This is a genomic window from Actinomadura rugatobispora (assembly GCF_042656285.1).
GTDB lineage: Bacteria > Actinomycetota > Actinomycetes > Streptosporangiales > Streptosporangiaceae > Spirillospora > Spirillospora rugatobispora.
Map to the genome: position 1 here is coordinate 62,407 of NZ_JBHSON010000021.1, position 12,587 is coordinate 74,993.

Consider the following 12,587-nt stretch of genomic DNA (forward strand, 5'->3'; position numbering starts at 1 on the left):
GGCGACTCCCGGCGGCGCCGGGAGTCGTCGCCGGGCGGCGACCTTCGGAAAATCCTCACGCAAAGGATGACGGCGAGCCTGTTTGACCATGACGCGGTTTGCGGAATCTTCTTCAGCGACGTTCGGTGGTCATGTAGTAACAATGGGCGAGTCATATTCCGGGTAAGGCAAGGAGTGATCGTGAGCGAGACCGCGTCAAACCTGCCCTTGGCGGAGTCCAGCGACGCGGTGCTCATCTCCCGGATCCGTGCCGGCGAGGTCAACGCGTACGGGCTCCTGTACGAGCGGCACATCGGGGCGGCGCGGGGGCTGGCCCGGCAGCTGGCCGAGGGGGACGCGGCCGAGGACGCCGTCCAGGAGACCTTCGCCAAGATCCTCGACGTGCTGGGCCGGGGCGGGGGGCCGCGGTCGGGGTTCCGGCCCTACCTGCTCACCGCCGTCCGCCGCACCGTCTACGACCGCCACCGCCGGGAGCGGCGGCTGCAGTCGACCGACCGGATCGAGCTGTACGACCCGGGGGTGCCGTTCGTCGACCCGGCCCTGGAGGGGCTGGAGCGCACGATGATCGTCCGGGCCTTCCAGTCGCTCCCCGAGCGCTGGCAGGCGGTGCTCTGGCACACCGAGATCGAGGGCGCCCGGCCGGCCGACATCGCGCCGATCCTCGGCCTGTCGGCGAACGGCGTCGCGGCGCTGGTGTACCGGGCCAGGGAGGGGCTGCGGCAGGCGTACCTGCGGATGCACCTGGCCGATCCGCCGGACGCGGCGTCCGGCGCGGGCGGGGAGGCGGCTGCGGCGATCGACGAGCGCTGCCGCCCCGTCCTGGACATGCTCGGCGCGTACGTGCGCCGCGGCCTCGCCAGGCGCGACTCCCGCACCGTCGAGCGGCACCTGGACGACTGCGAGTCCTGCACGGCCGTCTACGGCGAACTCGTCGACGTCAACACGCGGCTGCGGGACGCCGTCGGGCCGTTCATCCTCGGTACGGCGTCGGCCGCCCTCCTGGCGTCCAAGGAGGGCGCCGCGACGGGCGGCGCCTACGCCGCCTGGTGGCACGCGCTGCGGCGGATGCCCACGCTGCAGCAGCAGGGCCTCGGGGTGGGCGCCGCGGCGGTCGCGGCCACGGTCGCGATGGCCCTGGTCCTGGTCTCGGGCGACGAGCCCAACAGGCCCGGCCCGCCTCCGCCGGCGGCGGTGAGCCCCCCGGGAGCGGACCCAAAAGCGCCGGGGGCTGGTCCACAGCCCCGTCCCCAGCCACCAACGGCCGGCCCGAGCGCGCCGGGGGAGCCACCCCGACCCCCGGCGGCTCCCCCGGCAGCCCCGGCAGTCCCGGCGCCACCTCCCCCTCCGGGCAGCCCTGCCCGACTGACGGCAAGCCTCGGAACGGTGGGAGTCCTTCTCCGCGAAGAGGCCGGGATCCTCGCGATGGCGGTGCGGAACGCGGGCGCCGGCCGGTCACGGGACCTGACCGCCGATGTCGACCTTCCCCCGGACGTGACCTACCCGGGAGGCGCGACGGGAAGGAACGCGGCGATGTTCACCCCGGCACGCCCCCCAGGGGACGGGTGGACCTGCCGCCCAGGCCGCCCCGGCACAAGTCCAAGCCCAGGCACGGACGCGGGCACAAGTACGGCCACAAATACGGGCACAAGTACGGGCACGACCGCGGGCGCGGATACGACCGCGGGCGGGGCCACAAGTACGGGCACGGGCACGACCGCGGGCCCGAGCGGCGACGGTAACCGCGTGCGCTGCACCCGCGCGCCGCTGGAGCCGGGGGCGACGACCACGGCCTACCTGCACGTCCAGGTGGGATCGTCCGCGCCGTACCGGACCCCGCCCACGATGACGCTGCGCTCCGGCCCCGCGCGGGCCTCCGCCGAGGCGCCGGCGGGCGTCGCGGCCGAGGGCCTGTCCGCGCGCTTCGCCGCCGACGGCCGGGTCCGCGCCCTGGAGGCGGGCAACGCGCTGCTCGGCTGCGACGAGCGCGTCCCCGGATGCCGCCGCGCGCTCGCCCGCAAGGGCCAGGCCCGCGACAACGACTTCTGGGCGATGCACCCGGTCGACCGGGACGACGACGAGACCACCACGAGCTCCAGCGCCGCGCGGGTGGCCTTCCCGGACGGCGCGAAGGTGCTGTGGGCGGGCCTCTACTGGTCGGGCAGCGTCAGTCCCCACCACCCCCGGCAGCTCCCCGGCGGCGCGGGCAGGGCGCGGGTCGCCAGGGTGCGGCCCCCGGGGGCGGAGCGGTACGAGACCGTCCGCGCCAACGAGGTGGAGTGGGTTCGGCTACCCGGGTCCACCGGCGCCTACCAGGCGTTCGCCGAGGTGACGGCGCTCGTGCAGCGGCACGGCGGCGGTACGTGGTGGGCCGGGGACGTCGCCCATGGGGGGCCGCTCACGGACGTTCCCCGGGCCGGGCACTACGCCGGGTGGAGCCTGGTGGCCGTGGTCGAGGACCCGGCCGCCCCGCACGGGCGGGCGATGGTGCTGGACGGCGCGCGCCCGCTCGGCCCGGAGGCGCCCGGCGGCCTCGGCATCCCGCTGCACGGCCTGCTGCCCTCGTCCCGTCCGGCCCGGATCGGACTGGTGGCGTGGGAGGGGGACGCGGGACTGGACGGCGACCAGCTGCTGCTGAACGGCCGGGAACTGGTCCCGGCGGGCGGCGACGGTTCGCCGGGAAACGTTCTCGACGGTTCCGCGACGGGGGCGATCGGCCCGGCCATGACTTTCGGGACAGATATCGATGACTTCACCGCCACGCTCGGTCAGAGTCCCGGTTTGGCGCTCGTGACCCGGCGCGATGCGGTGATCACCGGAGCGGTCACCGTTACCGCCCCCGGAGGTCACTGACCGCAGTCCGGACGGCCGTCAACCGATTCTTCGTGTAAAAATCATGTGCACTCATTAGGGACAGACCGGAACGGCTGGTAGCGTCCGCGCTGACACCTCGATCAGGAAAGACGATCACTAAGGCGATGCCGTGACGTGGCACGGCGTCGCGCCCTCCGGTGCGCACGGCTCCCCCGCGTTCGCGAACCAGGTCCGCCGGTTCGTCGCGGGAGCGCACCGCCGACCGCGGATTTGTGAGTCCGGGTGGCTCGCATATGGCTAAGTGTCATGAAAGAGTGGCGAATCGCCGTATTCGCCTACGGGGCTAACGGGCTTCACTACGCTATAAGCCCGGGGCTTTCTCCGCCCGCGTCCCCGAGAGCAGGAGGGGGAGACCGCCGCACGATGGTCACCCGCGCCACCCTGACCGAGGAATGGGCTTCCGGAGAGGTCCCGCGTTGAGGAAGGGCGATGTCGCATGGATCGCTGCGCGCTGTTCGTAGACGCCGGCTACCTGCTGGCCGACGGCGCCATGGCGGTGCACGGCACCCGCCATCGCGAGACCGTCTCGTGGGACTTCGGCGGCCTGCTGCAACTGCTGGGCAACCTGGCCCGCGAACGCACCGGCCTCCCGCTGCTGCGCTGCTACTGGTACGAGGCCACGGTCGAGGGCCGGCGCGCCCCCGAGCACGAGGCCCTGGCCGACCTGCCCGGTCTCAAGCTGCGGCTGGGCCGGGTCCGCCCCGGGCGGCGCGAGGGCGTCGACACCGAGATCCACCGCGACCTGATGACGCTGGCCCGCAACGGCGCGCTGGCCGACGCGGTGGTGGTCAGCGGCGACGAGGACCTCGCCCAGGTCGTGGTCGACGCCCAGGACTTCGGCGTCCGGGTCACGGTCGTGCACGTCACCATGGACGGCGGCTGGACGATCGCGCGCTCGCTCCGCCAGGAGTGCGACGACCTCATCGAGGTCGGGTCCGGGCATCTGCGGCCGTACGTCAGCCTGCTGGCCGGTCTCGAAGGCGTCCGCGACACGGGCGCCGTCCGCGAGAGCCCCGCCATCGAGGCGCCTTCCGTCGGGGGCACCGGGATCGGGGCCATCGGGGCGATCGGCGCGGGCACGCCGGCGGACATCCCCAGCCCGCTGTCGAACGGCCACGGCACCGGCGGCCACATCGGCCCGCTCCACACCGCCGACGCGCACAACGGCGCGCCCCCGTCCACCCCGCTGACCGGTCCGGCGCAGCCCGTCGGGCAGTCCGCCCCGGACCCGTCCCCGCAGCCGCCTCCCGGCCTGGGCTACGTGTCCGACACCGGTTCCACCTACGGCCTCGGCTCGTCCGGATACGACACGCCGTCCAACCTCGGCTTCGGCTCCAGCACCACCGGCGGTTTCACCCCCGGGACCGGATACTCCAACCTGGGCAACGGCAGCGTCAACGGCTCCACCCCAGGCATGGGCACGGGCGCCTATCCCGTCCCGGGCAACGGCAACGGCAACGGCTCCGGGCCGAGCGCCTCCAGCGCGCCGCAGACACCCCCGGCGCCTCCGGCACCGCCCCCGCCGAGCATCCCCCCGTCCCCCCTGCACGCGGCCCCGACGCCCAGCCCCAGCACGACCGGCCCCGGCATCACGGGCCCGAGCGTCCTCGGCCCCAGCACGACGGGCCCCGTGACCTCCGCGCCCCCGCCGCAGCCGAGCACGGGCCCCCAGTACCTGCCGCCCACCTCGTCCGTCCCGCCGGCGCAGCAGCACGGTCCCTACACCGGGCCGCAGCAGATCACGCCCGTCCCCGCCGTGCAGCAGTCCGCCCCGACGCTCGCGGACGCGGTCAAGGCCGCCCACCAGGAGGGCCAGGACTTCGGCGAGTCCGTGGCCCGCGACGCGCCCGCGCTGTGGCTGGAGGCGGTGCTGGCCCGCAAGCCGCGGATGCCCTCCGACCTGGAGGCGCGGCTGCTCCAGGGGTCGGCGCTGCCCATCGACTTCCTGCTGCACGACGAGGTCCGCCACGCGCTGCGCCGCGGCTTCTGGGACGCCCTCGAACGTTCCCGCAGGTGAACCGCTGACGGCGACACCGTACGCGTAGGTAATTCACGATCCTCCTCGATTCACCCGCTTCGCTCGCCGAGCGACGGGTAGCGTTGAAGCGTGACGCATGTGACGGAAGACGATCTCGACGATCTGGAGTTCGACACCCTGCGCACGGGCGATCACATCTCGGCGGCACGGCGGCTCTCCGAACTCGCCGAGTCGGTGTCCGGCGGGGTGTCGCGTGCCAATGTGCTGCTGCGGGCGGGCGAGCAATGGCAGCACGCGGGAGATCACGCCAGGGCGGCCGAGCTGTACCGCGCCGCCCTCGAGGACGGCGGCGAGACCTACGGCGACGCCCGCGCCTACCTCGCCGACGCGCTGTTCGAACTGGGCCAGGCCGACGACGCGCGCAAGCTCGTCGAGCAGATCCGCGCCGACAAGCCGCGCGACCCGGAGGTCTACCGGGCCGTCGCCGAGGTGCTGTACGCCCAGGGCGACGCGGCGGGCGCGCACGAGTGGGCCACCGGCGGCGCCGACGTGGTCCTGGCCCTGCGCGACCGCGCGGTCGGCGTCGGGGCGGGCACCGGCGGCACGCCCGAGGACGAGGACCGCTCCCTCACCCCGGGCCCCGACGACGTCGCCCTGGCCGAGGACAGCCTGGAGGCCCTCCTGCGCCTGCGCTACCGCGCCCGCGTCGACCTGGGCCGCGAGGAGGACGACTACGACGCCCTCCTCGACGACCTCCTGAAGAACGCCTGACCGCTGCGGCGGTGTCAGAGGGTCGCTATCAGGTCGTTGAGGGTTCGGGCCAGGGAGGTTTTCGGGGGCTGCTCCACCACGGACCAGCCGCGCAGGCGGGCCTCGCGGAGCGCGGGGTCGGCCGTCCCGGCGTCACCACCGGTCCCTTGCGCCCCGCGCGTGGTGGTGCGGAGGTAGCCGCAGGGGGCCTCGGGCCAATCGGGCGGCACCGGTACCGAGGGCTCGTCGTGGTCGTGGGCGTGCCCGTGGCCCAGGCGGGGCAGTTCGGCGTCCAGGAAGACGTAGCCGCCCACCTTGCGGTGGGCCGCGCGTTGCGCGAGGGCGATGCCCGGCAGCAGCGGGCCGGCGCCGCCGCGGGCGACGAGCACCAGGGGCGCGGTGGGGGCGGTCGCGGAGATCACCAGCGAGGCGCGCGCCACGTAGCGGGGGCCTGAGCTGTCGGGGACGTCCGGGGTGACGACGTCAAGCCCGTGCAGCCGGAGCATCTCGGGCAGGTCGCCCCAGGCGGCGGAGCGGGCGTACGGGGAGTGCAGGAGCACGAGGGTTCCGGGGGTCACGTCACCTCCCGTGACCAACCGTACCGGGTTCGGGCCGGAGTTCAGGGCAGCGTGCGGCGCGTGTGGGAGGCCCGAATAGGGTGGCTCGATGTGAGCGAACGTGATGACCTGCTGGAAGAGATCAAGTCCAAGGCCGTCGTGCACGGCGACTTCGTGCTGTCGTCGGGGAAGCGCGCGTCCTGGTACGTGGACCTGCGCCGGGTGACGCTGGACGGCGCGGCGGCACCGCTGGTGGGACGGGTGATGCTGGACGCCACCGCGGACCTGGACTACGAGGCCGTCGGCGGGCTCACGCTGGGCGCCGATCCGGTCGCGGCCGCGATGCTGCACGCGGCGGCGGCCCGGGGGCGCGCGCTGGACGCGTTCGTGGTGCGCAAGGCGGGGAAGGCGCACGGGTTGCAGCGCCGGATCGAGGGCCCGGACGTCACCGGACGGCGGGTGCTGGCCGTCGAGGACACCTCGACGACGGGCGGCTCGGTGCTCACGGCGGTGGAGGCGCTGCGCGAGGCCGGCGCCGAGGTCGTCGCGGTCGCCACGATCGTCGAGCGGGGCGCCGCCGAGCGGATCGCCGCGGCGGGCCTGGAGTACCGGTACCCGTTCACGGTCGCCGATCTCGGCGTGGCGGCCACCGGCTGACGCCGGGCGGCGCGACGGCGATCCTCGCGGGGGCGAGGACCGCCGGCTCACCTTTCGGGAACGAACCACTCGCCGCGTTCGCCGGCCGCCTTCTGCGGCTGCTTCTTGCCGTAGATGACGACCTCGACCGCGGCGCCGTTGTTCGCGACCACGTTGAGGGGAGCCTGCTCGTACTGGAGCGCCTCGCCGGTGTTGAGGACGCCCTGCTGGAGCACCTCACCGCTGCCGGGGACCCGCACGTAGACCTGGGTGGGGGCACCCGTGACGCGGATCAGCAGCGGCGTGACCGACGCGGTGCTGGAGCTGGTACGGGCCGACCTCGTCGTCCGGGGGGACGCCGGCTCGCTCGCGGTCGGCTCCACCTGCCCGGGATCGCTGGAGCCCGCGGTGCCCGCGGGCCCAGGATCGTGCGAACTGGAGGTCAGCGCGTTCACCAGCGCGATGCCGCCCGCGACCAACAGCCCTAATGCGAGCAGCACGGCTACGGCCGCTATGAGTATGCGCGCGAGACCCCTAGGGTCCGACCGATGACGTCCCACATGGGGAGGTTAGCGATAACTGTCACCGCTGAGCGACGGACGTGACTCTTCAGAGGCATTCTTATTCGTACCGTTGCCCGATCCGCGCCTGCCGCGGACCATCTCGCGGGCGATCGGGATCATCGACAGCACCAGCAGTACCGCGATCCCCGGGAGGATGTAGTGCTGCAGGCCGGGCACCGAGGCGCCGAGGAGGTGCCCGGCGAGGAAGAGCGACTCTGTCCAGATCACGGCGCCGACGAGGTTCCAGAGGAGGAACCGGCGGGAGCTCATCCCGACCATCCCGGCGAGCGGGTTGAGGAACGTCCGGACGATCGGGATGAAGCGGGCGAGGACCACGGCGCGGGCGGGGCCGAAGCGCGCGAAGTAGTACTCGGCCTTCTCCGCCCATTCCTGCCGGAAGATCCTGGAGTCGGGGCGGTCGAAGAGCCTGCGGCCGTAGCGGGCGCCGAGCCAGTGCCCGAGCTGGGCGCCGAGGACGGCGGCGATCGGCCCGCCGATCATCAGCCAGGTCAGCGAGAGCGGAGTGCCCTCCTGCTCGGCGGCCACCGGGACGGCGGTGAGCAGGCCCGCGGTGAACAGCAGCGAGTCGCCGGGGAGGACGCACCCGAAGAGCAGCCCGGTCTCGGCGAAGATGACGGCGATGACGCCGGCCGTGGCGAAGGCTCCGAAGAGCTCCAGCCAGGGCGTGGGATGCAGCCACTCGACGAGGTCGAGCGGGACGAGTGCAGGGTCCACGCCAGCGAGAGTACCCGCGGGGCCTCCGCCTTCCCGTGAGCGGCGCGGACCCGGTTGGGCCTGGACGCTTTTGTAGGGCTCTACGGGGAACGTGACATGTATCCGCCATGTCCGGGGTCGTCCGGAACGCCCGCGCGCCTCTGCGGGCTTCTGCGTCGTTCGCACGGGGGCTTGGCGGACGCCGTGACGGGTAATCCGGGATACTGGCGGCTGTGGAGCCCACCCTTATGGCGGGTGAGGATCGGCACGAGATACTGACCGTGGACGGCACGCCCTGCCCGGGCCCCGCGTCCCTCCGGCCTCGGCCGGGGCGCGCGGGCCGGGGCGCACCGCCCGGCCGGATGCCCGGCGGCACCGCTGCGTAAGAAAGGACGCTGAAATGCCCATCGCAACGCCCGAGGTCTACGCGGAGATGCTCGACCGTGCCAAGCAGGAGGGCTTCGCCTACCCCGCCATCAACGTCACCTCCAGCCAGACGCTGAACGCGGCGCTGCGCGGTTTCGCCGACGCCGAGAGCGACGGGATCATCCAGGTCTCCACCGGCGGCGCCGAGTACCTCTCCGGTTCGGCCGTCAAGGACATGACGACCGGGTCGGTGGCGCTGGCCGAGTTCGCCCACGTGGTGGCCGAGAAGTACCCGGTCAACATCGCCCTGCACACCGACCACTGCCCCAAGGACAAGCTGGACGGCTTCATGCGGCCGCTCATCAAGGTCTCCCAGGAGCGGGTGGCGCGCGGCGAGCGGCCGCTGTTCCAGTCGCACATGTGGGACGGCTCGGCGGTGCCGCTGGAGGAGAACCTCCAGATCGCCGCGGAGCTGCTGGCCGAGTGCGCCAAGGCCCAGATCATCATGGAGATGGAGATCGGCGTGGTCGGCGGCGAGGAGGACGGCGTCGCCAACGAGATCAACGAGAAGCTCTACACCACCGCCGGCGACGCGCTGGCCACCGCGGAGGCGGTCGGCATCGGTGAGAAGGGCCGCTACATGCTGGCGGCGACGTTCGGCAACGTGCACGGGGTCTACAAGCCGGGCGCGGTGAAGCTGCGTCCCGAGGTCCTCAAGGAGATCCAGGAGGCGGTCGGCGCCAAGCACGGCAAGGACCGGCCGTTCGACCTGGTCTTCCACGGCGGTTCCGGCTCGTCCCTGGAGGAGATCCGGGAGGCGGTGTCGTACGGCGTGATCAAGATGAACGTCGACACCGACACCCAGTACGCCTTCACCCGCCCGATCGCCGCGCACATGTTCAGCAACTACGACGGCGTCCTGAAGATCGACGGCGAGGTCGGCAACAAGAAGCAGTACGACCCGCGCTCGTACGGCAAGGCCGCCGAGGCCAACATGGCCGAGCGGGTCGTCGAGGCCTGCCAGAGCCTGCAGTCGGCCGGCCAGAAGATCAAGTAATCGCCCCCGAGACCGCCGAGGCCGGCGGGCCCGCTCCGGGCCCGCCGGCCTTTGCCGTCGCGGACCGGTTCCCGCACCGTTCACGGGTTCGTTGTGTCACACAACCTGGGTAGGCTCGGAGCGTGGTACTGCCCCGCACCTACGACTCACAGAACTGCTCGGTCGCCCGCTCGCTGGAGGTCGTCGGCGACCGCTGGACGATGCTGGTGATCCGTACCGCCTTCGAGGGCGTGCGGCGCTTCGACGACTACCAGGACGCGCTCGGGATCGCCCGGAACGTGCTGACCGACCGGCTCACCCGGCTCTGCGACGAGGGGATCCTGCGGAAGGTGCCCTACCAGGAGCGCCCCGACCGCTACGAGTACCGGCTGACCCGCAAGGGCGTGGAGCTGTGGCCCGCGATGATGGTGCTGATGCGGTGGGGCGACCGGCACTACGCCCCGGCGGGCCCGCCGGTGATCGTCGCGCATGCCGGCTGCGGCGGCGTCCTGGGCGACGACCTGAGCTGCGACGCGTGCGGCAAGCGCCTGCAGCCGGACGAGGTCGAGACGCGTCCCGGTCCGGGCGCCGGTCTCTGACACTCCGCCGCCCGGTTTTACCTCCGACATAGTTGCTTCATGAAACGCACTGCGGTCCAATGAGTTTTATGAAGCAACTCATCGCCTCCGAGGTGCGCTTCCGCCCGTACGGGATCACCGACGGGGAGCGGCTGCGCCGGATGTCGGCCCGGCTCTCCCGGCACAGCCTCTACACGCGGTTCTGGTCCGGCACCCCGCGGATCCCCGAGGAGTACGCGGCCGCCCTCGCCGTACTCGACCACTGGGACCGGGAGGCGATGGCCGCCCTGCTGGACGGCGAGATGATCGGCATCGCCGAGTACGTCCGGGACCCGGACCGCCCCTGGCGCGCCGAGCTGGCCGTCCTGATCGCCGACCCGTGGCAGCGGCACGGCCTCGCCACCGCGCTGGTCGGCTACCTCGCCGCGCTGGCCGGACGGCGCGGCATCACCGAGTTCGACGCCGACGTCCTGCTGGAGAACCGCACCGCGACGCTGGCGATCCTCAGCAGCTGGCCCGCCGCCCGCCCGGTCGGCGCCGACGGCGCCGCGCGCTACAGCCTCCCGCTGCCGGTCCCGGCCGCGAACCCGCCGGTGAACCCGGTGGTGACCCCGGGTTGAGCGGCCCCGGTCCCGGCCACCTACCATGACCCGCATGACCCAGAATCTGCTCGGCGGCCCGCCACCGACCGAACTGCCGGACAACGCCGAGGCCCGCGAGGCCCTGGACGCCGGCACCGACCCGGTCGAGGTGGCCGCGCGCCATCCGGAGTACCCGGGCGCGTGGGCCGCGCTGGCGGATCGCGCCTTCGCCGGCGGCAGCGTGATCGAGTCGTACGCGTACGCGCGCACGGGCTACCACCGGGGCCTCGACCAGCTGCGCCGGGCGGGGTGGAAGGGTCACGGCCCGGTGCCGTGGGAGCACGAGGCCAACCGCGGGTTCCTGCGGGCGCTGCACGCCCTCGGCCGCGCCGCCGCCGCCATCGGCGAGGACCACGAGGCCGAGCGCTGCCGCACCTTCCTGCGCGACAGCAGCGCCACCGCCGCCGACACCCTCAACGGCACCCCCAGCGCCTAGCGCGCGAGCGACGCCGCGGCCAGGTGCGCCCGGGCGGCGACGGCCGGGATGCCGGAGGTGACGAACGACCCGCCGCCCGCGAGGTCGCCGACCACGTGCACGCGCGGGTCGGGCCGCCCGCCGACCAGGAGCCGCCCGGTGGACGGGTCGGTGCGCAGGCCGCCGGACGGATCCAGCGCGGCCCCCGCCGCCAGCAGCGCCGTCACCAGCGGCTCGGCGGTCCGGGGGACCGCGTGCGGGGGCGGGTTCACCGCGTTGATCACGACGTCGGCGGTCCGCTCGCCCGCCGCGTGCGCGAGCCGGAACCCGCCGCGCGCCCCGCGTCCCGGCTCGATCTTCTGAATGCCCCGCACCGCTTCGAGCTGCCCGGAGTCGAAGAGGTCCAGCAGCGCGGCGGCGTTCACCGGGACCATCGGGGAGGCCAGGCCGACGGCCGTGCGGAAGTGGCGTTCCCGGAGCAGGCGGCGGTCGGCGCCGGGCAGCATCCGCCACACCCGCGGGGCGAGGCCGTGCGCCGTGATCCGCAGGATCTGGCGGCCCACGGCGGGGGAGTCCACCTCGTCGACCCCGCGGCGCAGGATCCCGGCCGTGTCGGCGGACCGGGCGTCCGCGGCGATCCGGGCGGCGAGCTCGTCCCAGTCCTCGCCGTGTTCCGCCAGCTCGGCGCGCATCAGCCCGGCCAGGGCGTCCAGCGTCACCGGGCCGGTCAGGGCGCGCACCCGCTCGAACGTGAGATGCCGCAGCTCGATCTCCCTCGGTCGCTGCCACACGTACGGCAGCGCCCCGCTCCGCGACACCAGCGAGATCCGCCCCGTGTGCCCGCGCGCGGCCAGCGACACCACGATGTCGACGGCGGTCAGGCCGCTGCCGAGGACGGCCACGTCGCCGCCCGCCGGGACGTCCGCGAGCGTCCGCTCCAGCGGGTAGGGGTCCGGGACGAACCCGGGCGTGCCGGTGAGCCCGTAGTGGTCGAGGGGCGCGCCGCCGCCCACGCACAGCACCACCCGGTCGACCTCATGGCGGCGCCCGTCCCCCGTCGTCAACGTGAGGCGCTCACCGGCGGAGACGCCGGTCACGGCCGCCCGCACCACCCGCGCCCGCCCGAACTTGGTGAGCGCCGCCCGCGCCGTGTCCTCCAGGTAGCCGCCGAACACGCCGCGCGGCACCAGCGGCCTGCCCAGCAGCCGGTCCATGTGGACGGCCCCGCGCTCCCCCAGCCACCGCACGTAATGGCCGCCGTCCCGGAACCGGATCGAGCTGATCTCCGGCGTGACGTTGACCCGTACGGAGTCCAGATCCGGCTGGTACGGCCGCCCCCGCCACGGCAGCCGCGCCGGGTCGAACACGGTGACCGCCTCGGCGGTCCCGGGCGGCAGCGCGTCCAGCAGCCCCACGGCCGCCGCGCCCGCCCCGATGATCCCGATCTCCATGCCTTCCTCCGATCTCGTCCGACCTGAGGAA

At 73.7% G+C, this 12,587-nt stretch carries 12 protein-coding genes; 8 read left to right on the forward strand and 4 right to left on the reverse strand.

Annotated features, from left to right (window positions below; genetic code table 11):
- The first annotated feature begins 180 nt into the window (after positions 1–180).
- From ACFPZN_RS17105 to ACFPZN_RS17115, 3 genes are all read left to right on the forward strand, one after another.
- A complete protein-coding gene (locus ACFPZN_RS17105) occupies positions 181–2,850 on the forward strand; it encodes a sigma-70 family RNA polymerase sigma factor (RefSeq protein WP_378282967.1) in 2,670 nt (889 codons plus the stop codon).
- Positions 2,851–3,307: 457 nt separating this feature from the next.
- The gene (locus ACFPZN_RS17110) at positions 3,308–4,888 is read left to right on the forward strand and encodes an NYN domain-containing protein (RefSeq protein ID WP_378282968.1); all 1,581 of its coding nucleotides are present in this window, start codon (positions 3,308–3,310) and stop codon (positions 4,886–4,888) included.
- Between the two features lie 90 nt (positions 4,889–4,978).
- A complete protein-coding gene (locus tag ACFPZN_RS17115) occupies positions 4,979–5,620 on the forward strand; it encodes a tol-pal system YbgF family protein (RefSeq protein ID WP_378282969.1) in 642 nt (213 codons plus the stop codon).
- A 14-nt stretch (positions 5,621–5,634) separates the two neighbouring features.
- Here the strand turns inward: ACFPZN_RS17115 and ACFPZN_RS17120 are convergent, their stop codons facing one another.
- Complete coding sequence (locus ACFPZN_RS17120; RefSeq protein WP_378282970.1) at positions 5,635–6,177, reverse strand: hypothetical protein; 543 nt, start codon at positions 6,175–6,177, stop codon at positions 5,635–5,637.
- A 90-nt stretch (positions 6,178–6,267) separates the two neighbouring features.
- Here ACFPZN_RS17120 and pyrE point away from each other — a divergent pair, with 90 nt between their 5' ends.
- A complete protein-coding gene (gene pyrE, locus ACFPZN_RS17125; RefSeq protein ID WP_378282971.1) occupies positions 6,268–6,813 on the forward strand; it encodes an orotate phosphoribosyltransferase in 546 nt (181 codons plus the stop codon).
- A 47-nt stretch (positions 6,814–6,860) separates the two neighbouring features.
- On the opposite strand, the gene ACFPZN_RS17130 is transcribed toward pyrE, so the two are convergent.
- Both ACFPZN_RS17130 and ACFPZN_RS17135 read right to left on the reverse strand, forming a co-directional pair.
- Positions 6,861–7,292 (reverse strand): hypothetical protein, encoded by a 432-nt coding sequence (locus tag ACFPZN_RS17130; RefSeq protein ID WP_378282972.1) that lies wholly within the window; start codon positions 7,290–7,292, stop codon positions 6,861–6,863.
- A 69-nt stretch (positions 7,293–7,361) separates the two neighbouring features.
- Positions 7,362–8,090, reverse strand: a complete 729-nt coding sequence (locus ACFPZN_RS17135; protein WP_378282973.1) for a DedA family protein — start codon at positions 8,088–8,090, stop codon at positions 7,362–7,364.
- Positions 8,091–8,469: 379 nt separating this feature from the next.
- On the opposite strand from ACFPZN_RS17135, the gene fbaA reads away from it, so the two are divergent.
- The 4 genes from fbaA (at position 8,470) to ACFPZN_RS17155 (ending at position 11,126) form a co-directional block, all read left to right on the forward strand.
- Positions 8,470–9,492, forward strand: coding sequence for a class II fructose-bisphosphate aldolase (fbaA, locus tag ACFPZN_RS17140; RefSeq protein WP_378282974.1), 1,023 nt, complete (start codon positions 8,470–8,472; stop codon positions 9,490–9,492).
- Positions 9,493–9,614: 122 nt separating this feature from the next.
- Positions 9,615–10,070: a winged helix-turn-helix transcriptional regulator gene (locus ACFPZN_RS17145; protein WP_378282975.1), complete on the forward strand. Its 456-nt coding sequence runs from the start codon at positions 9,615–9,617 to the stop codon at positions 10,068–10,070.
- A 68-nt stretch (positions 10,071–10,138) separates the two neighbouring features.
- Positions 10,139–10,669 carry a GNAT family N-acetyltransferase gene (locus tag ACFPZN_RS17150; protein WP_378282976.1) on the forward strand — a complete coding sequence of 177 codons (531 nt, stop codon included), beginning with the start codon at positions 10,139–10,141 and terminating at the stop codon, positions 10,667–10,669.
- 25 nt (positions 10,670–10,694) lie between these two features.
- On the forward strand, positions 10,695–11,126 hold the full coding sequence (locus tag ACFPZN_RS17155; RefSeq protein WP_378282977.1) for a DUF3151 domain-containing protein: 432 nt from the start codon (positions 10,695–10,697) through the stop codon (positions 11,124–11,126).
- On the opposite strand, the gene ACFPZN_RS17160 is transcribed toward ACFPZN_RS17155, so the two are convergent.
- The gene (locus ACFPZN_RS17160) at positions 11,123–12,556 is read right to left on the reverse strand and encodes an FAD/NAD(P)-binding protein (RefSeq protein WP_378282978.1); all 1,434 of its coding nucleotides are present in this window, start codon (positions 12,554–12,556) and stop codon (positions 11,123–11,125) included. The genes ACFPZN_RS17155 and ACFPZN_RS17160 overlap by 4 nt on opposite strands.
- Positions 12,557–12,587: the final 31 nt, after the last annotated feature.

Bases quoted from the DNA above. Each gene is read 5' to 3' on its own strand.
- ACFPZN_RS17110 (WP_378282968.1), top strand. From the start codon at position 3,308: ATGGATCGCTGCGCGCTGTTCGTAGACGCCGGCTACCTGCTGGCCGAC.
- fbaA (WP_378282974.1), top strand. From the start codon at position 8,470: ATGCCCATCGCAACGCCCGAGGTCTACGCGGAGATGCTCGACCGTGCC.
- ACFPZN_RS17150 (WP_378282976.1), top strand. From the start codon at position 10,139: ATGAAGCAACTCATCGCCTCCGAGGTGCGCTTCCGCCCGTACGGGATC.
- ACFPZN_RS17155 (WP_378282977.1), top strand. From the start codon at position 10,695: ATGACCCGCATGACCCAGAATCTGCTCGGCGGCCCGCCACCGACCGAA.
- ACFPZN_RS17160 (WP_378282978.1), bottom strand. From the start codon at position 12,556: ATGGAGATCGGGATCATCGGGGCGGGCGCGGCGGCCGTGGGGCTGCTG.